General features: G+C 64.3%; 24 protein-coding genes. 11 read left to right on the forward strand and 13 right to left on the reverse strand.

The window, feature by feature from the left end; genetic code table 11:
- Positions 1-11: 11 nt before the first annotated feature.
- The gene (locus EJ071_RS30630; RefSeq protein ID WP_126101188.1) at positions 12-773 is read right to left on the reverse strand and encodes an SOS response-associated peptidase; all 762 of its coding nucleotides are present in this window, start codon (positions 771-773) and stop codon (positions 12-14) included.
- Positions 774-882: 109 nt separating this feature from the next.
- On the opposite strand from EJ071_RS30630, the gene EJ071_RS30635 reads away from it, so the two are divergent.
- The 4 genes from EJ071_RS30635 (at position 883) to EJ071_RS30650 (ending at position 3,720) form a co-directional block, all read left to right on the forward strand.
- On the forward strand, positions 883-1,299 hold the full coding sequence (locus EJ071_RS30635; RefSeq protein ID WP_126101189.1) for an NUDIX hydrolase: 417 nt from the start codon (positions 883-885) through the stop codon (positions 1,297-1,299).
- A gap of 316 nt (positions 1,300-1,615) precedes the next feature.
- Complete coding sequence (locus EJ071_RS30640) at positions 1,616-1,993, forward strand: TIGR02301 family protein (RefSeq protein ID WP_126101190.1); 378 nt, start codon at positions 1,616-1,618, stop codon at positions 1,991-1,993.
- Between the two features lie 355 nt (positions 1,994-2,348).
- Positions 2,349-2,606 carry a hypothetical protein gene (locus EJ071_RS30645; protein ID WP_040972051.1) on the forward strand — a complete coding sequence of 86 codons (258 nt, stop codon included), beginning with the start codon at positions 2,349-2,351 and terminating at the stop codon, positions 2,604-2,606.
- 370 nt (positions 2,607-2,976) lie between these two features.
- Positions 2,977-3,720, forward strand: a complete 744-nt coding sequence (locus EJ071_RS30650) for a hypothetical protein (protein ID WP_126102786.1) — start codon at positions 2,977-2,979, stop codon at positions 3,718-3,720.
- A 3-nt stretch (positions 3,721-3,723) separates the two neighbouring features.
- Here the strand turns inward: EJ071_RS30650 and EJ071_RS30655 are convergent, their stop codons facing one another.
- The 3 genes from EJ071_RS30655 to EJ071_RS30665 form a co-directional block, all read right to left on the reverse strand.
- Positions 3,724-4,443, reverse strand: a complete 720-nt coding sequence (locus tag EJ071_RS30655) for a nucleotidyl transferase AbiEii/AbiGii toxin family protein (protein WP_126101191.1) — start codon at positions 4,441-4,443, stop codon at positions 3,724-3,726.
- Positions 4,444-4,493: 50 nt separating this feature from the next.
- On the reverse strand, positions 4,494-4,712 hold the full coding sequence (locus EJ071_RS30660; protein ID WP_126101192.1) for a hypothetical protein: 219 nt from the start codon (positions 4,710-4,712) through the stop codon (positions 4,494-4,496).
- A 61-nt stretch (positions 4,713-4,773) separates the two neighbouring features.
- Positions 4,774-6,105: a dihydroorotase gene (locus tag EJ071_RS30665; protein ID WP_126101193.1), complete on the reverse strand. Its 1,332-nt coding sequence runs from the start codon at positions 6,103-6,105 to the stop codon at positions 4,774-4,776.
- A 76-nt stretch (positions 6,106-6,181) separates the two neighbouring features.
- Here EJ071_RS30665 and EJ071_RS30670 point away from each other — a divergent pair, with 76 nt between their 5' ends.
- The 3 genes from EJ071_RS30670 (at position 6,182) to EJ071_RS30680 (ending at position 9,884) form a co-directional block, all read left to right on the forward strand.
- Positions 6,182-7,042, forward strand: a complete 861-nt coding sequence (locus EJ071_RS30670) for a folate-binding protein YgfZ (protein WP_126101194.1) — start codon at positions 6,182-6,184, stop codon at positions 7,040-7,042.
- Positions 7,042-7,680, forward strand: coding sequence for an HD family hydrolase (locus EJ071_RS30675; protein WP_126101195.1), 639 nt, complete (start codon positions 7,042-7,044; stop codon positions 7,678-7,680). Before EJ071_RS30670 ends, EJ071_RS30675 begins: the two co-directional genes overlap by 1 nt.
- Before the next feature lie 65 nt (positions 7,681-7,745).
- Positions 7,746-9,884: an EAL domain-containing protein gene (locus tag EJ071_RS30680; protein WP_126101196.1), complete on the forward strand. Its 2,139-nt coding sequence runs from the start codon at positions 7,746-7,748 to the stop codon at positions 9,882-9,884.
- Between the two features lie 22 nt (positions 9,885-9,906).
- On the opposite strand, the gene EJ071_RS30685 is transcribed toward EJ071_RS30680, so the two are convergent.
- The gene (locus tag EJ071_RS30685; protein ID WP_126101197.1) at positions 9,907-10,824 is read right to left on the reverse strand and encodes a fatty acid desaturase family protein; all 918 of its coding nucleotides are present in this window, start codon (positions 10,822-10,824) and stop codon (positions 9,907-9,909) included.
- Between the two features lie 85 nt (positions 10,825-10,909).
- Between EJ071_RS30685 and EJ071_RS30690 the strand changes: the two genes are divergently transcribed.
- Positions 10,910-11,818 carry a LysR substrate-binding domain-containing protein gene (locus EJ071_RS30690; protein WP_126101198.1) on the forward strand — a complete coding sequence of 303 codons (909 nt, stop codon included), beginning with the start codon at positions 10,910-10,912 and terminating at the stop codon, positions 11,816-11,818.
- Here EJ071_RS30690 and EJ071_RS30695 read toward each other — a convergent pair whose 3' ends face one another.
- From EJ071_RS30695 to EJ071_RS30715, 5 genes are all read right to left on the reverse strand, one after another.
- Positions 11,819-12,091 (reverse strand): DUF3303 family protein, encoded by a 273-nt coding sequence (locus EJ071_RS30695; RefSeq protein ID WP_126101199.1) that lies wholly within the window; start codon positions 12,089-12,091, stop codon positions 11,819-11,821.
- Between the two features lie 120 nt (positions 12,092-12,211).
- Positions 12,212-13,675: a RimK family protein gene (locus EJ071_RS30700; RefSeq protein ID WP_059189113.1), complete on the reverse strand. Its 1,464-nt coding sequence runs from the start codon at positions 13,673-13,675 to the stop codon at positions 12,212-12,214.
- A 4-nt stretch (positions 13,676-13,679) separates the two neighbouring features.
- Positions 13,680-14,777 carry a peptidase C39 family protein gene (locus EJ071_RS30705; protein WP_126101200.1) on the reverse strand — a complete coding sequence of 366 codons (1,098 nt, stop codon included), beginning with the start codon at positions 14,775-14,777 and terminating at the stop codon, positions 13,680-13,682.
- Between the two features lie 205 nt (positions 14,778-14,982).
- On the reverse strand, positions 14,983-15,777 hold the full coding sequence (locus EJ071_RS30710; protein WP_126101201.1) for an anti-sigma factor: 795 nt from the start codon (positions 15,775-15,777) through the stop codon (positions 14,983-14,985).
- The gene (locus EJ071_RS30715) at positions 15,774-16,292 is read right to left on the reverse strand and encodes an RNA polymerase sigma factor (RefSeq protein ID WP_126101202.1); all 519 of its coding nucleotides are present in this window, start codon (positions 16,290-16,292) and stop codon (positions 15,774-15,776) included. The genes EJ071_RS30710 and EJ071_RS30715 overlap by 4 nt, the downstream gene beginning before the upstream one ends.
- A 207-nt stretch (positions 16,293-16,499) precedes the next feature.
- Here EJ071_RS30715 and EJ071_RS30720 point away from each other — a divergent pair, with 207 nt between their 5' ends.
- Both EJ071_RS30720 and EJ071_RS40135 read left to right on the forward strand, forming a co-directional pair.
- On the forward strand, positions 16,500-16,751 hold the full coding sequence (locus EJ071_RS30720; protein WP_126101203.1) for a type II toxin-antitoxin system Phd/YefM family antitoxin: 252 nt from the start codon (positions 16,500-16,502) through the stop codon (positions 16,749-16,751).
- 254 nt (positions 16,752-17,005) lie between these two features.
- Entirely contained in the window at positions 17,006-17,137 is a 132-nt protein-coding gene (locus EJ071_RS40135) for a hypothetical protein (RefSeq protein ID WP_281058883.1), read from the forward strand.
- A 6-nt stretch (positions 17,138-17,143) separates the two neighbouring features.
- Here the strand turns inward: EJ071_RS40135 and EJ071_RS30730 are convergent, their stop codons facing one another.
- Together EJ071_RS30730 and EJ071_RS30735 are read right to left on the reverse strand one after the other, a co-directional pair.
- Complete coding sequence (locus EJ071_RS30730; RefSeq protein WP_126101205.1) at positions 17,144-19,894, reverse strand: DUF2339 domain-containing protein; 2,751 nt, start codon at positions 19,892-19,894, stop codon at positions 17,144-17,146.
- Positions 19,879-20,085: a hypothetical protein gene (locus EJ071_RS30735; protein ID WP_126101206.1), complete on the reverse strand. Its 207-nt coding sequence runs from the start codon at positions 20,083-20,085 to the stop codon at positions 19,879-19,881. The genes EJ071_RS30730 and EJ071_RS30735 overlap by 16 nt, the downstream gene beginning before the upstream one ends.
- Positions 20,086-20,123: 38 nt before the next feature.
- Here EJ071_RS30735 and EJ071_RS30740 point away from each other — a divergent pair, with 38 nt between their 5' ends.
- A complete protein-coding gene (locus EJ071_RS30740; RefSeq protein ID WP_126101207.1) occupies positions 20,124-20,588 on the forward strand; it encodes an NUDIX domain-containing protein in 465 nt (154 codons plus the stop codon).
- 9 nt (positions 20,589-20,597) lie between these two features.
- On the opposite strand, the gene recO is transcribed toward EJ071_RS30740, so the two are convergent.
- Entirely contained in the window at positions 20,598-21,350 is a 753-nt protein-coding gene (gene recO / locus EJ071_RS30745; RefSeq protein ID WP_126101208.1) for a DNA repair protein RecO, read from the reverse strand.
- Positions 21,351-21,547 lie beyond the last annotated feature (197 nt).

The raw sequence follows: 21,547 nt of genomic DNA on the forward strand, positions 1-21,547 counted from the left end.
GCTAGCCTGCGTCAAAATAGGGTCATCTGATTTTCATCCGCGCCAGGCTTCTGGCGCCTGACCTTTTCGGGCTGAGGCCAGACGATGCCCCGCTCCTGAATCTCCGGCCCGGTGTTGGCGACCTTGTTGACAAGGTCGGAAACCGGAATTGCCTCGAAGAAATCTGGTCCGGCGGGCTTGAGCAGATCGAGCACGTCGCGCGGCTCCTGGGTGCGGCAATCCAGCCAGCGGGCGAAGTCGCGCTCCTCGATCACCGCCGGCATGCGGTCGTGGATATGGGCGATGCCGGCATTGGCGCGCGTCGTCAGGATCGCGCCGGTATCCATCTCGGAGCCGCCTGGTTCGGCATAGGTCTCGACCAGGGCGGCGAAGGCGACCACGCCGCCGCGCTTCGGCCGGATCCAGTAGGGCTGGCCCTTGGCGGCGCCCGACTGCTGCCATTCATAGAAGCCGGAGGCCGGCACGAGAGCGCGGCGATGGCGCATGGCGGTCTTGAACGAGGCCTTTTCCAGCACGCCTTCCGAGCGGGCGTTGAAGAGCAGCGGAAATTCCTTCGTGTCCTTGACCCAGGCCGGGATCAGGCCCCAGCGCACCAGCATCGCCTGGCGGTTCGGCAGGTTGGAGCCGGGTGCTCGCGGCGGACCGGCGAGCGCCATCAGCACGGGCTGCGTCGGGGCGATGTTGTAGCGGGCCGGAAACTGCTCCAGCTCCGCCACGCCGAGAAAGGCGGCGGTCTGGCCCGGCGTGGCGGTCAAGGCAAAACGTCCGCACATGAACTCGGCTCGTCGATTTGATTTCTCGCGAAAGTGGCGATGGAACAGCCACGCCGCAACCGCTAAAGCTGGATCCGGCCAATCGGTCCACAACAGGCTGCAGAAACGCATGGAACCACGCAAGATAATCCCCGCCGTCTCCGTCGCCGTCGTACGCGGCATGACGATGCTGCTGGTCAAGCGCGCGCGGCCGCCCTCGCAAGGGCTCTACGCCTATCCCGGCGGCAAGGTCGAACCGGGCGAGACGCTGGCGCAGGCCGCCGCGCGCGAGCTCAAAGAGGAAACCGGGCTCGAGGCCGGGGATTACCAGCCGCTGCGCGACATCCATATCGACGGCCGTGCAGAGAACCATGCCGTCGACTATCTGTTGACGGTGTTCGGCGCGGCTTATGTTGGCGGCGAGCCGGTGGCGAGCGACGATGCGGAGACGGCGGCCTTCTACACGCTGGCGGAAATGGCGGAGATGCCGCTGGCGGATGAGGTGTTCGAGGTCGCAAGAGAGTTGCTTGGCGATTCGCATAAGTAGCTTGGACAGCGCAACGCCATGACTTCCAGGCGTTTGCCCCTCACCTGCCCGCCGGCATCCTCTCGCCGTATAGTGACGGGGAGAGGGACGCTCTCATCGCCGCTTTCGCCAATCGCTGGCGTTGCAAGAAGGGAGCCAGCGCTGCGGTCAGCCCTTTCTCCCCGTCACTATACGGCGAGAAAGGGCCGGCAATGAGGGGCGGCGCGAACCTCGACAGGTCGGACGCCAACGAGGGAAGCGCATTCGTTCGACAGCCAATGCCAACAGTCTTCCAAAATCGGCTTGCGGGCGGTGAATTGTTTGGTCACATAAGTCCATGACCCGCGCCTCACCCCTCCTCGCCGCGTGCCTCGCCGTCAGCATGGCCGTGACGGCGCGGCCGACACTCGCGGCCGAGGCGCCGTTCGAACATGGGCTGATGCGGCTCGCCGAGGTGCTGGGCTCGCTGCATTTCCTGCGCAACCTCTGCGGAGAGAAAGGCGACCAATGGCGGGTCGAGATGGAAAAGCTGCTCGAGTCTGAGAATCCCGATCCCGACCGGCGCGCCCGCTTCATCGCCTCCTTCAACCGCGGCTACCGCTCCTTCAGCGGCACCTATACCCAATGCACGCCCTCGGCCGCCGAGGCCATTGCCCGCTACATGAAGGAAGGCGAGACGCTCTCGCGCGACATCGCTTCCCGCTACGGGAATTGAGGGACAAGCCTGTCGCGACTACCGGTTTATGCACATGTTCCACAATAGTCGGTCCCAATGTGACATGGCTTATTGTGTCAGGCCGCGCCTTGGTGCAATCATGTGTGGCACTTGTGCAACTATGTTAATGAAACGTTAGCGCGCAATTGCGGAATTAACTCAAACTGAAGGTTTTGATGCCGCAAGCCGGCCTAATCGGCTAAGGTCGGCCTGGATTGAGCGCAGCCTTGCTCGAAATGTAGATTGCGACCGCAAAAATGTCGTATTTACAAATACTTATCCGAGGTTGCGGATGAACTGGCAGGTCAAGCTTGGTCCCTTGCCGGACCGTCGCTTGAAAAAGGTGGACATCGCAATGGAACATGGTGTCAGCGACATCGACGCGTTGGTCAGAGAAGAAAAGCGCCTGACCGCCGTGGAAAGCCACAGCGAGGCGTGGGCTGAAGGCTTGTCGGCCGGCATCGAGCCCGAAATCATCGCCGAAGCGGCCCTCGAAACCGCGTTTGGCGAGATGCTGCGCGCCAATGGCGAGACGTCCGCGCTGGCCCTCCTCGACCGCATGCGCGAGAAGGTGATCTCCGGCGCTTTCGAGCCGGAGCGGCTCAAGCACTAAGGCGTGTTGAGATTCAGGTGATGCCGGCCTGCAAATGGCGGTTTCCTGCGCTTCCGGCCTTCGCCGGTCGAAGCCCTCACAAATGTCTCCGCCCTATGAAGGCTACGGCCGGCGTAGGCCGGTTCTCGGAACCCGCCCAGTTTGGTCGCTTCGCGCCCGTCTTCGACTCCGACTCGGCTTGACCTGAATCTCAACACGCCGTCGCCCGCCAGCTTCTGACAGCGACTTTGACGGCGACGCGCCATTTGGGCATCATGCGCTGGTGCCTTAACAGCTCAAACGCTGTCCGGACCGAGCGAGCCCGGGAACCATGGAGAGGCAAGGGGTGAGATTTTCATTGGCAGGCTGGTCGCGCGCCTGGACCATCGGCATGTGGATCGCCGCGTCCTGCCTGGCGTTTCCGCTATGCCTCGCCAGCACGCCTTCCTATGCGCTGAGTGAGATCCAACGCCAGGATTTGCCCTCGCCAGTCACGCCGCCTGCCAATAATGACAACACCGCGCCGGGGACCACTGTGCCGATGCCGGACCCACCCGGCACCAAACCCTCCGACAACGGTCAGCCGGCCGACACGGACAAGAGCGAACCTGAAACGCCTTCCGGCAGCGGCGGCATCACCAGCCCGCGCGCCGATCCGGACGCGCCGCCTCCCGCTGTCGTCTACGACCTCGACAAGCTTCCCGAACCGGTCAAGCGCATGCACGGCCTGATCATCGATGCCTGCAAGACCGGCGACATCGAAAAACTTCGGTCGCTGATCGGCTCAGGCGATTCCATGACGCAGCTTTCGCTCGGCGACATCGACGGCGATCCGATCACCTTCCTCAAGGGGCTGTCCGGCGACGGCGACGGCCAGGAGATCCTCGCCATTCTGGAAGAGGTGCTCAGCGCCGGCTATGTCCACGTCGACACCGGCACGCCCCAGGAACTTTATGTCTGGCCGTATTTCTTCGCGCTGCCGCTCGACAAGCTCGATCCGAGGCAGCGCGTCGAGCTGTTCAAGCTCGTCACCGCAAGCGACTACGACGACATGAAGCAGTTCGGCGCCTACATCTTCTACCGCGTCGGCATCACGCCCACCGGCCAGTGGCTGTTCTTCGTCGCGGGGGATTGAGGTTTAATCCTTGCTGATCCCCGCATCCGGCCAAACGCGGAGCGCTTCTTGTCGAAAAGCCGCGAGTGCGTCGCGCGCCTCGTCGACGTTCATTTGTAGAGTATCGGCTGCGTAGCGCAGTTCGTCTTCATTCCGCAGCCTGTTCAAAACCCACGTCGCCTTGTTGCGGATATCCCGGCCATAGACAGCTTCTGTCTTTTCAACTGCGGCGAACGGGATTTCACCACCAGCCTGTGTTAGCATGCCAATATCCAAAGCATCGCGGTAGGCCACGGCGCGGTCCTGAGATCGATCGGCATTCGCCAGCAATTTCTCGGCAAACATATCGGCCAGGATCAGAGCAGGTACGTCCAGATCGGTATCCAAATGGCCCTGCAGAGAGATGCGCCCTTCGCGAACGACCTCGAACCGGATCGGCAGATCATCCAAACGCACCACAGTTCTGAGACCATATTGATCAACCTGGAAATCCCGAACTGCCTCGACGGGTTCGGGAAAGAATGCCCTCACACCCCGTTCCACGGCTGCCGTCCTCAGTTCGCGATAGCCATCGGCATCGGCGCACAGAAAATCGAGATCCAATGACCGCCGGTACTCGCCGAGCTTCAGCACAATCGCGGTCCCGCCGCCGAACCAGCAATGATTTGCAATCAGGAATCCATGATCCATCAGCCCAAGAGCCTGAGCAATGATGCGATGTTCCGGCTTTTTGAATTCCCGCATGGCGTCCGCGCGCGGTGGCTCTATTGATCTGATGAGAAAGAAAGAGAGAGTTACGTGGTCAAAAGGACCCCGTGGCCGAACTTGTTGGCGAGCTCTTGTATAAGCTGCTTTTCGCGCACGGTAAGGTGCTTTTGATCGACAAAGCGCCAGTTGCGCTCGTACAGCGCAAATGCCTCCTCAGCCGGGATCGGACGTGAAATGTCCCTGCTCCAGGCAAGCGCCCGAAGCTGCGGAAACTCGGCAGGGACAATCGTGGCGTCAGTGTTCATAGCATTCACAAGATAGTTCAAAACGCTTGTGAATCAAAGACCTGGCTCGCGCCAGGCGTCATCAAGCCGCCAGCGCCTCGGCAAACTCCACCGCCCTGCCCTGGCCGGGTGCGACGATCTCGCCTTCCCACATCACCCGGTTACCACGCACGATCGTGCCGACCGGCCAGCCGGTGACCTCCTTGCCGTCATAGGGCGTCCAACCCGCCTTGGAGCCCGCTTGCGCGTTGGTGATGGTCTCGCGGCGCTTGAGGTCCACGATGGTGAAATCGGCGTCGTAGCCGGCGGCTATGCGGCCCTTCCGCGCCATGCCGAAGATGCGCTGTGGGCCGTGGCTGGAGAGATCGACGAAGCGCTGCAGGGTGAGCCGGCCGGCGTTGACATGGTCGAGCATGATCGGCACCAGCGTCTGCACGCCGGTCATGCCGGACGGCGAGGCCGGATAGGGTTTCGCCTTCTCGGCCAGCGTATGCGGCGCGTGGTCGGAGCCGAGCACATCGACGATGCCTTGAGAAATGCCGTGCCAGACGCCGTCGCGGTGGCGCGCTGCCCGCACCGGCGGGTTCATCTGGATCAGCGTGCCCAGCCGCGCATAGTCGTCCGCGGTCAGCGTCAGATGATGCGGCGTCGCCTCACAGGTGGCGACATCCTTGTGCTGTTCGAGGAAGACGATCTCCTCGGCCGTCGAGATGTGCAGCACATGGATGCGCGCGCGTGTCTGTCTCGCGATGCGCACCAGGCGCTCCGTGCAGCGAAGCGCCGCGATCTCGTCGCGCCAGACGGGATGGGACGAGGGATCGCCTTCGACGCGCAGGCCCAGCCGCTCGCGCAGGCGGAACTCGTCCTCCGAATGGAAAGCGGCGCGGCGGCGCGTGTTCTTCAGGATCGAGGCGACGCCCTCATCGTCCTCGACCAGCAGGTCGCCGGTGGACGAGCCCATGAACACCTTGATGCCGGCGGCACCCGGCAGCCGTTCCAGCTCGCCGACGTCGCCGGCGTTGTCGCGCGTGCCGCCGACCCAGAAGGCGAAATCGCAATGCATGCGACCGGTGGCGCGCCGCACTTTATCGGCAAGGGCCGCCTCGCTGGTCGTCAGCGGATTGGTGTTGGGCATCTCGAAGACGGCAGTGACGCCGCCGAGTACTGCTGCGCGCGAGCCCGTCTCCAGATCTTCCTTGTGCTCCAGCCCCGGCTCGCGGAAATGCACCTGGCTGTCGACGACGCCGGGCAGAATATGCAGGCCCCGGCAGTCGATCGTTTCACCGGCGGAGGCTTGGCCTAAATCGCCGATCGCGACAATGCGCCCAGCCTTCACGCCGACATCGCGCCGGCCCTCGCCGTCATGGTTGACCACCGTGCCGCCTGTCAGGATGAGGTCGAAGGTGGTTGCCATGGCAAGTCCAATCTCTTGCGGGGGGAGTGTGGCCGGCTTACGTAATGACCATCATTTTTGCAAGATCAGGCCGCTCATGCCCTTTGCCCTGCTGAAAGACCGCGCGCTCATTTCCGTATCGGGCCCGGATGCCGAGCATTTTTTGCAAAACATCCTCACCACCGATCTCGACACGCTCAGCCCCGGCGAAGCGAAGCCTGGCGCGCTGCTTGCGCCGCAAGGCAAGATCCTGTTCGACTTCCTGATCTCGCGCGCCAGCGAAAACGACTTCCGGCTGGAATGCCGGGCCGACATAGCCGAAGATTTCGTGCGCCGGCTGATGCTTTACCGGCTAAGGGCAAAGGCCGAGATTGCCAAGCAGGATCAGACGCTTGTCACCGTCGCGTGGGGCGATGATTCAACCGCCTCACTTTCTGATTCAACGAAGCTTACCGACGCCCGCTTCCGCGATGTGGCGGTCAGGCGTGTCTACAGCGGCGCGGCGGGCGATGGCGACGCCGAGGCATGGCAGGCGCTCCGCATCGCCAACGGCATCGCCGAAAGCGGTTCGGACTACCAGCTCGGCGACGCCTTCCCGCATGACGTGCTGCTGGATGAAACCGGCGGCATCGGGTTCAAGAAGGGCTGCTATGTTGGACAGGAAGTGGTCTCGCGCATGCAGCACCGCGGCACCGCGAGACGCCGTGTGCTGATCGCCGCTGCCGCCGGCTCGCTGCCCCCGGCCGGCACGGAGGTGACTGTCAATGGCCGGCCGGTCGGCATACTGGGTTCGGTAAGCGGCGGACGCGGCCTCGCCATAGCGCGCATCGACCGCGTCAAGGCGGCGCTCGATGCCTGCGATGCGATCATGGCCGGCGAGACAGCAATCATCCTTGCCATCCCAGCATGGGCAAAATTCACCCTTCCGCGGGACACAGTCAGCGCGGAGGAGGCCTGATGGCGGCCGACCGCGCCGGGGCGCCGCCGCGCGCCTGGCAACGCATGCTATCGGGCCGGCGGCTCGACCTGCTCGACCCCTCGCCGCTCGATATCGAGATTGCCGATATCGCGCACGGTCTCGCCCGCGTCGCCCGCTGGAACGGCCAGACCAGCGGCGAGCATGCCTTTTCGGTGGCGCAGCATTCGCTGCTGGTCGAGGCGCTGTATGGCGAGCTGGTGCCGGCGGCTTCAGCCGAGGCGCGGCTGACGGCGCTGCTGCACGATGCGCCCGAATATGTCATCGGCGACATGATCTCGCCATTCAAGTCGGTGATGGGCGGCTCCTACAAGGATTGCGAGCTGCGCCTGCAGCGCGCCATCCATCTGCGCTTCTCGCTGCCGGCCGAGCTCGGCGCCGCCTTGCGCAAGGACATCAAGCGCGCCGATCAGATCGCCGCCTATTACGAGGCCACAATGCTTGCCGGCTTCTCGACGGCGGAAGCGACCGAGTATTTCGGCCGCCCGCGCGGCTTTTCCGCCGACCGCTTCGACTTCACGCCGCGCTCGGTGACCTGGGCGCAGGCGGCATTTCTGAAGCGTTTCGCGGCGCTTGAGTCCAAACGGCAGGCTTTTCTTGCCGCTAATTCAACGGTGTGAAAGAACGCTAAATTAACCGGCGGCCGCGACAGTAACGTGTTCAGTCACGGTCAGCAGGCGCGCTCATGCCCCTCGCTCATGTCAAGGCTGGTTCGGCCGCAGGCAAGCGGAAAGCAACCGGTATTGGCCCGGCTCGACGAATAGCTGAGGAACTCCGCGCGCAGAACGAGCGCTTTTCGGCCGCCGTCGAGAACATGTCGCATGGCCTGTGCATGTTCGATGCCGAAGAGCGGATGATCATCTGCAACCGAAACTACATCGACCTCTTCCGCCTCGACGCCAAGGTGATGAAGCCCGGCATCCGCTTCTTCGATATCCTGCAGCACAGCGTCGATATCGGCATCGCCTCGCAAAGTGCTGCGGAACTCTACGCCGTCCGCAAGCCCTATATCGACGGCGCCAAGCCCTCGACCTATGAGGAGACGCTGGCGGATGGACGCATCATCGTTATCTCGCACCGGCCGCTGGCTTCCGGCGGCTGGGTGTCGATCTATGAGGACGTCACCGAGCAGCGGCGCGCCGAAGAGGAGCTGAAGGAGCAGCACCGCCGCTTCGACGCAGCGCTCGGCAACATGTCGCAAGGGCTGCTGATGTACGATGCCGACGGCAAGATGATCGTGCGCAATCAGCGTTTCCTGGAGCTGTACAAGGTCGCCGCGGCCGATTTCCCGTTCGGAACGACGCACCGCGACGCGCTGGAACGATTGCTGGAGCTCGGCATCTACACCAAGATCGACGTCGACAGCGAGGTCGCCAAGACCGAAGCCGCCCTTCGGGCGGGCAAGATGCAGTCGGCTTACCGCTATCTTGCCGACGGCAGAACGTTTCTGGTTGTCCGCCAGCCAATGAGCGGCGGCTGGGTGGTTACCTTCGACGATGTCACCGAGCGGCGCCGCACCGAAGAGCGCATGACGCATCTTGCGCACCACGACACGCTGACCAACCTGCCCAACCGCTCGATGTTCCGCGAACGGCTCGACCAGGCGCTAAGCGAGCCCAAGGTCGCGCCTCTGGCGATCTTCTCGCTCGACCTCGACCGCTTCAAGGCGGTCAACGACACCTTCGGGCATCCGGCAGGCGACTGGCTGCTGAAATGCGTGGCCGAGCGCCTGCAGCGCTGCCTGCGCAGCGAGAAGGACGTGGTGGCGCGTTTCGGCGGCGACGAATTCGCCATCATCCAGTCCAACGTCAGGGGCGCGGCCGATGCCGAAAAGCTTGCCAAACGCATCGTCGAGGTGATCGGCAAGCCTTATCGCGACAAGGGCCGCGAGATGCATGTCGGGGTCAGCCTAGGCATCGCGCTCTACCCCGGCGACGGGCAGGACGCCGACACGCTTTTGACCAACGCCGACATGGCGCTTTACCGGGGCAAGAGCGAGGGACGCAATATCTACCGCTTCTTCGAGCCCGGCATGGACGCCATGGTGCGGGAGCGCCTGGCGCTCGAAGCCGATCTCGAGGCGGCACTCTCCAAACGCGAATTCGAGCTGGATTTCCAGCCGATCCTCGACATCGCCTCCGGCGACATCGTCGGTGCCGAAGCTCTGATGCGCTGGCGCTCGCCGTCGCGCGGGCTGGTGTCGCCGCAAGACTTCATCGCGGCGGCCGAGGAGACCGGGCTGATCGTCCAGCTCGGCGACTGGGCGCTGCGCAAGGCCTGCAGCGCGGCGGCGGGCTGGCCGCGGGACGTGCGCATGGCGGTCAATGTCTCGGCAGCCCAGATCAAGAGCGGCGGCTTTGCCCGCAGCGTGATCTCGGCGCTCGCCTTTTCCGGCCTGCCGGCCAGCCGGCTCGAGCTCGAAATCACCGAAACGGTGATGATGGACGAGAGCGATAAAGTGCTGAAGACGCTCCGCCAGCTGCGCGGGCTCGGCGTCCGCATCGCGCTCGACGATTTCGGCACCGGCTATTCCTCGCTCGGCTATCTGCGGCGCTTCCCGGTCGACAAGATCAAGATCGACCGCTCCTTCATCCACGACCTCGACAAGCGCGACACGGCGGCGATCGTGCGCACGGTGATCGGGCTTGGGACAGAGCTCGGCATCACCGTCACCGCCGAAGGCGTCGAGACCGAAGCGCAGCTCGACATGCTGCGCAAGGCCGGCTGTGGCGAGGCGCAAGGTTTTCTGATCGGCGTACCGGCCAAGGCATCCGAGATGAGCCGGCTGCTACGCTCGCGGGAAAAGCTGCGCCAATCCGGCTGATGCCGAACGCTTCTGCCGGCGGTCAGCGAAGCGTCTCGATGTATTTCTCGTGGAAGCTCACATAGCCGGGCTCGACGATCTTGAGATGCCGCTCGATCAGCCGATGGAATGCCGGCAGCTGATGGAACGGCACGCCCGGGTAGGCGTGGTGCTCGGCATGGTAAGGCATGTTCCAGGCGAGCTTGCGCACCAGCCAGTTGGTGAGCGTCGTCCTGCTGTTTTCGAGCATGTTGGCGACGAAGGGGCAGCGGCCATGCTCGGCCAGCAGGTAGAGCCTGAGGAAGGGCTGCCCGAGCAGCGCCGGCACGATCCAGACATAAAGCAGCACGCTTGCCTTGAACCAGACGGCAAGCGCCAGGACCACGACATAGAAGGCGATCATTGCCCGCGCCTCGGCCTGCACCTTCGGAAAACCCTTCGGCGGCACATAGCCGTCGCGGCAGCGGCCGCTGGCATTGGTGCAGAGCGTTTTGAAGTGGCCCCACCACACCGGCAGGCCCGAGACATGGACGATGTATTGCCGCAAGGTCTCCGGCTTCGGGGAGGCCAGTTCCGGATCGTTCTCCGGATCCTGGGTGAAGCGATGATGGGCGAAATGAAAATAGCGGAACCAGTCGGCGGGCAGCGCGATCGCCAGGCTGCACAGCCGCGCGACGGCATCGTTCAGCCACTGCCTCTCGAACGCCGTCCTGTGCACCGTTTCATGCAGCAGGGTGAACAGGAACACGATCAATATGCCCTGCGGCAGCATCAGCAGCGGCCAGAACGGCACCTTGGCCGCGATCAGCGCGCCGAGAACGACTATGGCGCCGAGATGGAGGGCGAACTGGAGGAGGCCCGGCCAATCCGACTTGCCGGTCAGCCGGCTGCGCTCCTCATTGCTCAGCGAGGCGATGACATCGCGATGGTCGACGGGTTCGGTGCGGCCGATTGCATTCATGAAACTACCCTACCGCAGAAAGAAACCTTTCGAAAAACGAGGAATTCTGCAAAATAGATAAGCTGAACTTATCTTTCTGGTTGCCATGGTCGCACTTCCATCGCTGCGGGGACTTCAGGCCTTCGAGGCTGCGGCTCGCACCGGCAGCTTCGCCGCGGCCGCGGAAGAGCTGTCGGTTTCGGCGGCAGCCGTCAGCCAGCTCATCCGTACCGTCGAGGAGCAGTTGGGCCGCAAGCTGTTCCACCGGATCAACCGGCGCGTCGTGCTCACCGAGGCCGGCGTCGAGATACTGCCCAGGCTCACCATGGCCTTCCAGGAAATCGGCAGCGTCGCGCGCGGCGGCGATGCGTTCCGGCCCAGACTCGTCATCTCGGTGCCGCCGTCGATGGCGATGGGCTGGCTCTCCGAGCGCCTTGCCGGCTTTGTCGCAAGCCACGGCGCCGCGGATATTTCGCTGACAGGCGACGACGATCCGGTGCCGTTCGAGCATGAGCTGATCGACATCCGGCTCTCCTACGGCCCGCACTATCGCGAGCACCCGACCGAGGAGATCGTCCGGGACGCCGTCTATCCCGTCTGCACGCCGAGCCTTGCCGGCGCAATCAGGTCCGAAAACCTCGCCGGCCTGCCGCTGATCCACACCGACTGGGGACCGACCGGCGCCTCCTTTCCATCCTGGCGCGACTGGTTCGAGGCGGCGGGCATCGAGCCAGGGCGGGCGGCACGGCGCGGCCTCTCCGCCAACTCGTCGCGGGCAGCACTCGACCTTGCCATATCGGGGCTGGGCGTAGCGCTGGTGCAAGGGATCTACTGTGCCCAGGCGCTGGAAGACAGCCGGCTGCTCCGGCCCGTCGCCCGCGCGCTGGAATTGCGCCAGCCTTATTGCCTGACTATCCCCGAACGCAGCGCGAGGCGCGACGTGGTGGGGGCGTTCCGCGAATGGCTGATTGCGGAATGCGTGCGTGCGGTCAGATCTCCGGCGCTGATCGCCTAGTCAAAGCTGCCCGGCCAACGCCGCCACCATGTCCTTGCTGCTGGCCACGGGAACGATCTCGAACTCCACCAGATCCGCCCATTCGACGACCCAGCGCTGCAAGAGCGTGACGTCATCGGCTTCCACCAGGAGAAAGCAGCTGCTCATGTCGCCGGCGATCCAGCTGTGGTGCACGACAAGCTCGTCGGGCTTCAGCCGGCCTTTGTCGCGGAAGCGGCGGTAGATTTCCTTGCGGTCGCAACCTCTAAAATCCTCGATCACGAAAAACAGCATCTTTGTCCCCCAATGGATGCTGGAGCGGTTCACCGTTTCGTGGAAACGCCGAACCGCTCCATCTCTTTGTTTCACGCAATTCCGGACGGAAAACCGCTACGCACTTTTCCTGGAATTGCTCTAACGCCCCGGCCGCTCCAGTCGCTCCAGGAACCACTGCGTGAGGCGCACCCAGAGCTCGTCCTTCTCGCCGGAATCCTCCCAGCCATGGTCGAGATTGGGGTTGTCGTTGACCTCGATGACGAAGACGCCGTCCTTGGTCTCCTTTAGGTCGACGCCGTAGAGCCCGTCGCCGATGCAGCTTGCCGCCTTGACCGCGGTTTCAACGACATGCGGCGGCGTCGCCTTCAGCGTGAAGGTTTTTATCCCGCCCTGGTCTGGCTTGCCGTTGGCCTTGTGGTTGACGATCTGCCAGTGCTTCTTCGCCATCAGGTAATGCACGGCAAACAACGGCTGGCCGCCGAGTACGCCGACGCGCCAGTCATATTCGGTCGGGATGAATTTCTGCGCGATGAGGAGATCGGAATCCTCCAGCCACTCGGTCGCGAGCTTGGTGAGCTCTGCCAAATTCTCGCATTTCTTGACGCCGCGCGAGAAGGACGAATCCGGGATCTTCAGCACCAGCGGGAAGCCCAGCGTCTGCGCGGCAAGCTCAAAATCAGAGGTGCCGGCAATCATCACCGTCGGCGGCACCGGCACCTTGTTGTAGGTCATCAACTCGTTGAGATAGACCTTGTTGGTGCAGCGGATCATCGACAGCGGGTCGTCGATCACCGGCATGCCTTCCTGCTGGGCGCGGCGGGCGAAACGGTAGGTGTGGTTGGAGATGGAGGTGGTCTCGCGGATGAACAGCGCGTCGTAATTGGCAAGCTTGGCGAGGTCCTTCCTGGTGATCGGCTCGACCTCGACGCCCATCTTCTCGGCGATCCTCGCCCAGTAGCGCAGCGAGGAAATCTCCGACGGCGGCAGTTCCTCATGCGGATCGACCAGCGTCGCGAAAGTGTAGCGCGCAGGCGTGCGGCCCTTGGTGTCGCGCCATTCGCGGTTGGTGTAGGTCTCCAGGCACTGCAGGAAGGAGGCTTCCTCTTCGTCGGTCATGCGGGCGAGCGGCAGGAAGCCGATCTTGCGGATCGAGGCCCATTCGGCGCTGTCCTTGATGTGGACCTCGAGCGCCGGCGCGCGGAACCAGTCGAACAGCAGCTTGGTGAAGCGGTCCCACACTTTCGACGGCCCGATGCCGAAGAAGACCGCGACCTTCGACGGGAAGGTGCCGCCGAGATCCTTGCGGCATTTGTTGAGCGCCAGCTCGAGCTCCGGCAGCGCGTGCTCGTAGAGCTTGCGCTCCGACAGGTCGATCATGGTCTCGACGGTCGGGATCACCTTGTGGCCGCGGGAGCCGGCGAGCAGCGAGGCGTAGTAGCCGCGGCTCTGGTAGCCGTAATTGTTCGACAGGTTGATCACCTTCGGCCGCTGGCCGCGAAACAGCGCCGGATGCGCGAGATAGTCGCGGTTGGTGATGATCTTGTGCGGCGTCGCCACCTGGTCGAGGTCGTTCTGCCTGCCTGTAAGGATGACCCAGGTCATTTTTTCAGCGTTTTCCCAGAGTGATGGCGGCGCGCAACCCGTCGCGGCCGAACTGCGCCATGTTCATGAAGATGCCGTAGGGCACTGGAATGTTTGCGGCGTCGAGGATCGTTTCCTGCCTTTCGTCCTCGACCCAAGGATCATGGATCAGGATATGGTCGCCGTCGTCGCCGATGGCGAGCACCCAATGCGGCACCTTCTTGCCGAACATCAGGAAGCCGCTGATCAGCACCAGCACCAATTTACCCTCGGCAAGGGCCGAACGAACGTCGTCGATGCCGAACGAACGGTAATTCACCGGGATGCCGTAAAGTTCCGCGCGGCGGCGGAAGTCGACCTGGGCGAGCTCCATCACCCGGCGCTTGTCCTCGCTGCGCACCGACTGCAGGAACAGCGCGCCGTGGAAGGACACGAAGATCTCGGCGGCAAGTCCGCTTTCATAGCCGGCGACCGCCAGGCCGAAAGGCTCGCAGCCGCCCGGCCCCGACATCATGAACACGGTAGTCGCCTCGCGCCAAAGGCGGATTTCCATGACCGGATCGGGCACGAAGCCGCGGTCGAAATTGGCCATCGCCATCATCAGGCAGCAGGGGCCGCAGGTGAACTCGCAGGTCTGCTGGTAGAACGGCACCCGGGTAGCGGTCGGGACATCGCCGCGCAACGTCTTTTCGTAGCGCAGCGCGGTGGCGCCGTCCTCGTAATAGTCGGGCTCGCGGCCTATTTTGCGGTAGCCGGCCTGCTCGTAGATGCGGATGGCGCGCTGATTGTCCTCGCGCACCTCGAGCCGAAGCATCATGCGGTCGTGCTCATACGCCGCCTCCTCGGCTGCAGCCAGCAGTTGGCGGCCGATGCCGAGGCTGCCGAAGAAGGGACCGACGGCGATGGAATAGAGCCGGGCCACGCCGCTGCCCTTGCGAAACAGCACCACAGCGTAGCCGGCGACATGGCTGTCATTCTCGGCCACCAGCATCTCGGCGGTCTCGCGCTCGATGAACTGACGAAAGGAGCGGCGGGAAAGCCGGTCGCCCGAGAAGACAGCCTTCTCGATGGCGGCGAGGTCATCGACGTCTGACGCGCGGGCCTTGCGGATCTCGGCAGGCATGCGGGCTTGGGAGAACCTCGATTGGGTTTACGGAAAAGGCCCCGGTCAAAAAGCAACACCAGCCGAAGCGCCGGTATTCGTCAAGCCGCTATCGCTCCTTGATTTGGGCTGAATTGTGACACTTTCGGCGGCTGCAAGGAAGCACGAAGTGTTTGAACAAGATCGCTGTTTGGAAGGGCTGCCGGCTGCGGAAAACGCAGCCGGTTCAACTCGAAATACCGGCGAGAAGCTGGCCATAGGCGCTCTTGGCGACCTCCGACAGGCGCTCTCGCGGCAGCGAGCCAACGACGGCGCAGCCATAGCCTTTGTCGAGCCAATAAACTGCCTCGGGTCCGTCGGCTTCGGCCGCATAGGTGCCCTTGGCTGCCGCGGCCGATTCGGCGGTGACGAAGAGCGAGATGCGCTCGCCCTTGGCGTCCTCGTAGAGCAGCATCGCGGCCTTGCCGTGCTCGCCCGAAGGCAGCAGCCGGCCGCCGACGAGCTCGAAACCCTCGGCCGCGAGGTCGGGCGCCACCAGCTTCAGCCCCACCCGGTTGGAGAGCCAGGTCTGCAGATGGTCCTTGTCGCTCGCCGGCACCTCGACCGCATGTCGCTTCTCGGCGGCGTAGATGACATGGGCGGCGATAGCCTGCTCGGCGAGTTGGTCGTTTGCCCCGCCTTCCCGGCCGCCGCCGCCGATGCCGGCCATGTAACCACCGAAGCCGCCGACCATCAGCACGGCGGCGGCCGCCGCCGAAAGCCACCAGCGCGAACGCCAGGCAGGCGCCCTCGCCGGCGCCTCGCCAAGCACCGCCTGCCTCAGCCTTGCTGGCACCGGCTCGTCCATGACGCCGGCCAAAGCGGCACGCAGCGCCGCGCGGTCGGCGATATAGCGGGCGCTCTTTGCCCGCATCTCGGGATTGGCTTCGAGCCAGGCGTCATAGGCCGTGCGCTCCTCGCTCGGCAATTCGCCATCGAGGGCCATGTGGATATCGCGTTCGGAGAAATCGCGCCGGGTCATCGCTCTACAATCCTTATCGAGCGGCGGCGCGAGGAGTCGTCGAGCAGACCGCGCAGTTCCTCGCGGCCACGCGCGATGCGCGACATCAGCGTACCGGCCGGCACGCCCAGAATGTTGGCGGCCTCGGCGTAGGAAAAGCCTTCGATGGCGACCATGACCAATGCCGCGCGGCGATCGGGGCTGATCGCCTGCAGCGCATCCATGATCTCGCGCGAGGCGACGGATTCGACCTGATCGGCGGGCGCAGATTGGGCTTCGCCGGCTTCGAGGGGCAGCATCGCCGCCTCGCCGCGCCGGTTAACCTTGCGCATCTGGTCGATGAACAGATGATGCATGATCGTAAACAGCCACCTCCTGGGGCTTTCTCCGGTCTGCCAGTTGTCGAGCCGCACAAGCGCGCGCTCCAGGCAGTCCTGCACGAGGTCGTCGGCGGAATCGCGGTCGCGCAGCAGCGAGCGTGCGTAGCGGCGCAAGCGCGGTATTTCGCTCAGGATCGCTGCCTTCTTGTCGTCCATGACCGCTTGTTTCGAGGTCGTTTTCCATTCGATTGAACGCGCCTTTCCGGCGCGGCGCAAGCAGCCAGCGCGAAGCGGACCACCCGCTCCGGTACCCAAGCACCTTAACAACGCTGGCGAATGACGATTTATTCCCAACCCCAACGTGGCCTGATTGCCGAATTACGTAGAATAGGTATAATAGGTAAACTACGTATGAGGTGACAGATGAAGCAATTCACCTTTTCAGACATGAACCGCGCGTCAGGCGAAATTCTCGAAACGGCGATGATCGAGCCTGTCGTGCTCACAAAACGCGGCAAGGAGAAGCTGATCATCCTGTCGGCCACGCAATACCGGCAACTCGTTGGCTCTTCTCATGCCGTCGCTTACACGCTCGAGGATGCGCCGGACGAGGTCCACGATGAACTCATGTCAGGGTTGGAGTCCATCATAACCGGCGACAAGCCGGATGTTTAAGCCCGGCGATCTGCTTCGATATTGCTATTTATGGGCGGTCAGGCCGACGCCGGAGAAGAATCCGGCCGCAAAGCACGACCTGTCTGTATTGTTGTCAGAATGCCGACAACACCTGCCGCGCTCTTCCTGTTCCCGCTCACCTCGCAAAGCCCGATCAGTCCCGCGCGCATATCGCCATCAGTGAAATCGAGTGCCGCAGAGGCGGCCTCGATTTTCCGTCATGGCTGATCCTCGACGAATATGATCGCGTACGGATGGACGAAGCTTATGATCTCGTCACGACGAAGCCGATCGGTTCTTTCAGCCCGGCATTTGTCGGCAAGATTGCAGGCCTCATCAAAGAGGCTGCCGAACAACGCCGCCTGCGCGGCGTGGTCCGAAAATAGCAGGCGTCACCTCTCTCTCGCCGCCCTTGTGAGGAGCCGCTGATAAAACAGCCCGATGCCGATCAGCACCGCGCCGAGGCCGATGAACGACAAGGCGCGCAGCACGCCTTCCAGCTCCGACATGTCGAAGAGGAAGACCTTCAGCACCGCGACCGCGATCAGCACGGCAGACGCGATGCGCAGCACCTGCGACCTCAGCCAGACGCCGGCGGTAAGCAGCGCGACGCCAATGACCAGCCAGAGCGCCGAATAGGTGTAGGTCTCGAGCTGGCCGAGGCCGCTCCACAAGCCGATGAACTCGCCCTTGAACAGGCGGCGGACCGAGAGCGTCGCATAGGCGAAGGTAAGCAGCGCGGCGACCAGCGCCAGCATCGCCGCATACCATCTCGGGCGCTTGTCGCGGACATAAAGCGCCAGCGCGCCGGCGGCGATGGCCGGCAGCAGATAGGCGAGGAACAACAGGTTGAAGAACGGAATGGTGCCAGTCGATTCGTCCGTCGCCAGCGGGTTCAGCACCACGAAATGCTGGATAACGATCAAGCCCGCAGAGATCACGCCTGCCGCCATCGAGCCATAGCGCAGCGCCGAGCTCGGCGAGCGCATGTCGATGGCGACGAGGATCGCGCCGGCGCCGAGCGCGATCAGCGTGTAGATCGCCTGCTCGGCAAGGGTCACGGGGCCGGTGTCGATGACGCCGCCATGCATGGCGTGGCGCACCAGCATCGCGATGGTGAGCAGCGCGAACAGGGCCGACGCCGCTTCCATGGCGAGCCGCGGCCGGCCGTCGGTGGTGCGCGCCAGTTGCCAGGCGGTGAAGCCGAAGGCGAACGCGGGCACGCCATAACCCAGGAGCAGCCAGTTGAAGACCGGCGTTTTCGGCAGCGCCGCCGCGCCGACGATGGTCGGGTCGAAGGCGACGCGGCCGAGCACGGCAACCGCAGCACCCACCGCGATCCAGCCCAGCACCGGATAGGAGCGCCAGCGCGTCGCCAGCGCCGGCACGATTGCGGCGGCGCCGAGCAGAACGGTGGTCCAGCCGGAGCCGAAAGCCATATGCATCATCAACAGGCCGGCGACGCCGGCGCCTCCTAGCGCGAAGGAGACAGCCGGGCCGCCGGCGAGCTGCGGCTCCTCGCTGCGTGCGATCCATTCGCCGCCGCCGGCAAAGACCAGCACCATAAGCAGCGCCGGCAGCGCGTAGCCGAGGTCGCGGTCGATACCGCCGAAGGTGAGCCACAGCGCCGTCAGCACGACCAGCGGCGCAATCACGCCCCATGCCGCCCAGGACGCGGCGCGAACGGGTGCCGCGGCGGCGAAGCGGCGCGCGGCCCAGAAGCCGGCTCCTATGAAGACAAGGGCGAGCGCGATGCCGACGCGGAAGGTCAGCGCGTCGGATGCCGCGAATGGCTCAGCGCCCAGGCCGACATCCAGAGCATCGGCGCCGATCGTGGCGGGCGGGATGATGCCGAGATAGATCAGCACCGTCGCCAGGCCGGCGGCGAAGACGAGAGGCAGACCTAGCGGCCGGTAGAGCGCCACCGCCACAAGCGCCGCGAGCAGCACCGCGCCATGCAAGGCATAACCGGCCTTGGCGAAGACCGGATCGACCGACAGCCCGAGCGCGGTCAGCGCAACGAAGAAGCCGGGCGCGATCGACGGCCAGTCGAAGCCGGGCTCCGCTTCGTCGCGGCCAGTAACCAAGAAAAGGCCGAGCCAGACGAAAGCGAGCACGGCGAGCGTGGCCAGGCTGATGAACATCACCGAGGCGAGGTTCACCTCGGGCGCATCGGTCATATAGAGGATGGTCCAGATGCCGGTGCCGGCGAAGGCCGCCGCGACAAGCGCCTTCCAGTCGCGGATGCGGGCGATAGCCGCCGTGGCGGCAAGCACGATCGCCAGATAGACGAACAAGGCCCAAGGATTGGGGGCCTGCGAGGCGACGAGTGCGGGCGTGACCATGGCGCCGAGAAGGCCGATGCCGGCCAGCGCCAGGCCGTGGACCAGCGCGGCGGCGATGGTGGCGATGCCGATGGCGCCGAGCAGCGTGAAGGCCGGCGCCGGGCCGATGAAGCCGTATATGCCGTACGCGGCATAGACGGTGCCGAACAGGATGAAGGCGCCGGCGGCCGTCAGGATCGACGGGATATAGGCGCCGGCCGCGCCCTGCACCGGCACCCTGAAGCCGGTGCGGCGAACGAACTCGGCGCCAGCGATCAGCACCAGGCCGAGAATGCCGGCCATGGTGAGGCGCACGCCAGGGCCGAAAATGCCGGCCTCGATGGTGTAGCGGATCAGGAAGAGGCCACCCAGCGCCAGCGCGATGCCACCGACCCAGACCGCCCAACGCGTGCCGAGCGCCGTCTCGACATCGGTCTGGCGCGCTGCCACCGGTGCCGCAGCCTGGGCCGGCGCGGCAGGTTGCGCCGCCTCGGCCGGCCCCGTGGGTTCAGCCGAAGCGCCCTCGCCCGCTTCGGCCGGCATGTCGACCTTGGGAGCGTCGGGCGTCGTGGCGGCGGCTTCGGCCAGGACAGCCTCACTTGCCGGCGGCGCGGCAGCCTCGGCCACTGCGGCGGGCGCTTCGGCCGCCGCACCTTCGGTCGCCGCGCCAGCCTTGGGCGCGGGCTGCGGGACACCCGAAAGCACCAGGCTGCGCAGCGCGCCAAGCTCGCGCTCGATCAGGGCAATGCGGGTTTGCTGGCGTGAAATGATGACGAATAAAGCGATAACCGCGGCAATGGCAATCAGGCTGAAAAACATGGCGGTTTCCCCTCAAAACCGTACCAATCGTGGCCGACAAATGCGGCGATGAGACGGCTATTGAAATCAGCGCCTTGCCGGCCTCGCAAGATCGAGCATGTTTCGGTGCCGATTGCCAGCAACTTGCAGGCTTTATCCGCCGACGCAGCCGAAATTGGGAGATCGTCCGTCGGCAGCCGCAAAATACCCATGCTATTCTCGAATGCTCGCGGGAATCGAGGATAATCCTATGCCGCAACGAAGCGCTGGCCTGCTGATCCACAGGCGAACCGCCGGTGTGTTCGAATTTCTGCTCGTCCATCCCGGCGGACCGTTCTGGGTGAGGAAGGATGAAGCGGCATGGTCGATCCCGAAGGGGCTCATCGACGACAATGAGGATGAACTCCAAGCTGCCCGGCGCGAGGCCGAAGAGGAGCTCGGCGTCGCCATCGACGGCGACTTCCAGCCTGTCGGCAGCTACAAGCAGCCGGGCGGCAAGATCGTGATCGCATGGAGCGTCGAAGCGGACATCGATGCGGATGCCGTCAAGAGCAACATGTTCACCATGGAATGGCCGCCAAAATCGGGCACCATGAAGGAATTTCCCGAGGTGGACAGAGCCGGCTGGTTTTCACTTCCCGAAGCCGGGCGCAAGATCCTGAAAGGCCAGCGTCCCATCCTCGACGATTTTCTGGAGCGGCGGGGAACCGGATAGGCGCTCGACCTACTGCCCGGCGATCGCCTTCACCGCCGCCTGATGCCGGCGCAGCGCGGCGAGGAAGCCGGCGCGGGCGTCGGGCGGCTCTATGCCGCGCGGCTCATAGACATGGCGGGTGAAGAAGAAGCCGGTCAGCCGGAAGGCGTCCTCGAGAGCCGTCGCATCGGCGCGCAGGCCGGAACCGCGCTGCAGGAAGGCGGGCAGAGCCAGCATCTTGTCGCGCCAGGGCTCGCCGGCAGCGCGCGAGACGGCGCGCCCGGATTTCGGCGAGACATAGGCGAGGTCCTGCCTCGAACCGGTCGCGGCGCATTGGCTGAGATCCAGGCCAAAGCCGAGCTCGTCCAGAATGAGCAGCTCGAAACGCGCCACCAGCTCGCCCGCGGCATCGGCATCGTCGAGATGAGAGATCATCACCGCCAGTGCCTCGTAGAGCCCACCATGGGCGTCGCGCTCGGGCAGAAGCCGGAGATGCGCGGCCATGGTCTGGAGGCCGTAGACGGCGACCGCGCTGTCCATCAGCCGGGCGGCGTTCATCTCGATCGCCTCGGCCTGGAAGATGCCCAAATGCTCGTCGAGCCGCGCCCGCCACAGAAGATCGACGCGGTTGCCGGGCTGCAGCACCGGCTGCTGCTTGCGCGAGCGGCCGCCGCGCACGAGACCCAGATGGCGGCCATGCGTGCGCGTCATCACCTCCAGGATGGCGCTGGTTTCGCCATGCTTGCGGGTGCCGAGAATGATTCCCTCGTCGCGCCATTCCATGGGTCGAGCTTTTCACCTGTTGCGCGGCGAAATCAAGATTTCGGCTGAATCAAGCATGAAGAATGCTGCCAATTGCAAATATCGGAAATCTTTCAGAAAGCCGTCGGGATTTTCGAGCGCGCTGCCTCCAATAAGAACGCGTTGGCCGATGCGGTCGACGCACCGCCCGCCGGAACGGTTCGGCGGATCGTGCCCAG

This window comes from Mesorhizobium sp. M1B.F.Ca.ET.045.04.1.1 (genome assembly GCF_003952465.1).
GTDB classification, from domain to species: Bacteria; Pseudomonadota; Alphaproteobacteria; order Rhizobiales; family Rhizobiaceae; genus Mesorhizobium; species Mesorhizobium shonense.

What these genes read in the sequence shown, in the direction of transcription:
- EJ071_RS30630 (WP_126101188.1), bottom strand. Translation starts at nt 773, where the DNA reads ATGTGCGGACGTTTTGCCTTGACCGCCACGCCGGGCCAGACCGCCGCC.
- EJ071_RS30635 (WP_126101189.1), top strand. Translation starts at nt 883, where the DNA reads ATGGAACCACGCAAGATAATCCCCGCCGTCTCCGTCGCCGTCGTACGC.
- EJ071_RS30640 (WP_126101190.1), top strand. Translation starts at nt 1,616, where the DNA reads ATGACCCGCGCCTCACCCCTCCTCGCCGCGTGCCTCGCCGTCAGCATG.
- EJ071_RS30645 (WP_040972051.1), top strand. Translation starts at nt 2,349, where the DNA reads ATGGAACATGGTGTCAGCGACATCGACGCGTTGGTCAGAGAAGAAAAG.
- EJ071_RS30650 (WP_126102786.1), top strand. Translation starts at nt 2,977, where the DNA reads ATGTGGATCGCCGCGTCCTGCCTGGCGTTTCCGCTATGCCTCGCCAGC.
- EJ071_RS30655 (WP_126101191.1), bottom strand. Translation starts at nt 4,443, where the DNA reads ATGCGGGAATTCAAAAAGCCGGAACATCGCATCATTGCTCAGGCTCTT.
- EJ071_RS30660 (WP_126101192.1), bottom strand. Translation starts at nt 4,712, where the DNA reads ATGAACACTGACGCCACGATTGTCCCTGCCGAGTTTCCGCAGCTTCGG.
- EJ071_RS30665 (WP_126101193.1), bottom strand. Translation starts at nt 6,105, where the DNA reads ATGGCAACCACCTTCGACCTCATCCTGACAGGCGGCACGGTGGTCAAC.
- EJ071_RS30670 (WP_126101194.1), top strand. Translation starts at nt 6,182, where the DNA reads ATGCCCTTTGCCCTGCTGAAAGACCGCGCGCTCATTTCCGTATCGGGC.
- EJ071_RS30675 (WP_126101195.1), top strand. Translation starts at nt 7,042, where the DNA reads ATGGCGGCCGACCGCGCCGGGGCGCCGCCGCGCGCCTGGCAACGCATG.
- EJ071_RS30680 (WP_126101196.1), top strand. Translation starts at nt 7,746, where the DNA reads ATGCCCCTCGCTCATGTCAAGGCTGGTTCGGCCGCAGGCAAGCGGAAA.
- EJ071_RS30685 (WP_126101197.1), bottom strand. Translation starts at nt 10,824, where the DNA reads ATGAATGCAATCGGCCGCACCGAACCCGTCGACCATCGCGATGTCATC.
- EJ071_RS30690 (WP_126101198.1), top strand. Translation starts at nt 10,910, where the DNA reads ATGGTCGCACTTCCATCGCTGCGGGGACTTCAGGCCTTCGAGGCTGCG.
- EJ071_RS30695 (WP_126101199.1), bottom strand. Translation starts at nt 12,091, where the DNA reads ATGCTGTTTTTCGTGATCGAGGATTTTAGAGGTTGCGACCGCAAGGAA.
- EJ071_RS30700 (WP_059189113.1), bottom strand. Translation starts at nt 13,675, where the DNA reads ATGACCTGGGTCATCCTTACAGGCAGGCAGAACGACCTCGACCAGGTG.
- EJ071_RS30705 (WP_126101200.1), bottom strand. Translation starts at nt 14,777, where the DNA reads ATGCCTGCCGAGATCCGCAAGGCCCGCGCGTCAGACGTCGATGACCTC.
- EJ071_RS30710 (WP_126101201.1), bottom strand. Translation starts at nt 15,777, where the DNA reads ATGACCCGGCGCGATTTCTCCGAACGCGATATCCACATGGCCCTCGAT.
- EJ071_RS30715 (WP_126101202.1), bottom strand. Translation starts at nt 16,292, where the DNA reads ATGGACGACAAGAAGGCAGCGATCCTGAGCGAAATACCGCGCTTGCGC.
- EJ071_RS30720 (WP_126101203.1), top strand. Translation starts at nt 16,500, where the DNA reads ATGAAGCAATTCACCTTTTCAGACATGAACCGCGCGTCAGGCGAAATT.
- EJ071_RS40135 (WP_281058883.1), top strand. Translation starts at nt 17,006, where the DNA reads ATGGACGAAGCTTATGATCTCGTCACGACGAAGCCGATCGGTTCTTTC.
- EJ071_RS30730 (WP_126101205.1), bottom strand. Translation starts at nt 19,894, where the DNA reads ATGTTTTTCAGCCTGATTGCCATTGCCGCGGTTATCGCTTTATTCGTC.
- EJ071_RS30735 (WP_126101206.1), bottom strand. Translation starts at nt 20,085, where the DNA reads ATGGGTATTTTGCGGCTGCCGACGGACGATCTCCCAATTTCGGCTGCG.
- EJ071_RS30740 (WP_126101207.1), top strand. Translation starts at nt 20,124, where the DNA reads ATGCCGCAACGAAGCGCTGGCCTGCTGATCCACAGGCGAACCGCCGGT.
- recO (WP_126101208.1), bottom strand. Translation starts at nt 21,350, where the DNA reads ATGGAATGGCGCGACGAGGGAATCATTCTCGGCACCCGCAAGCATGGC.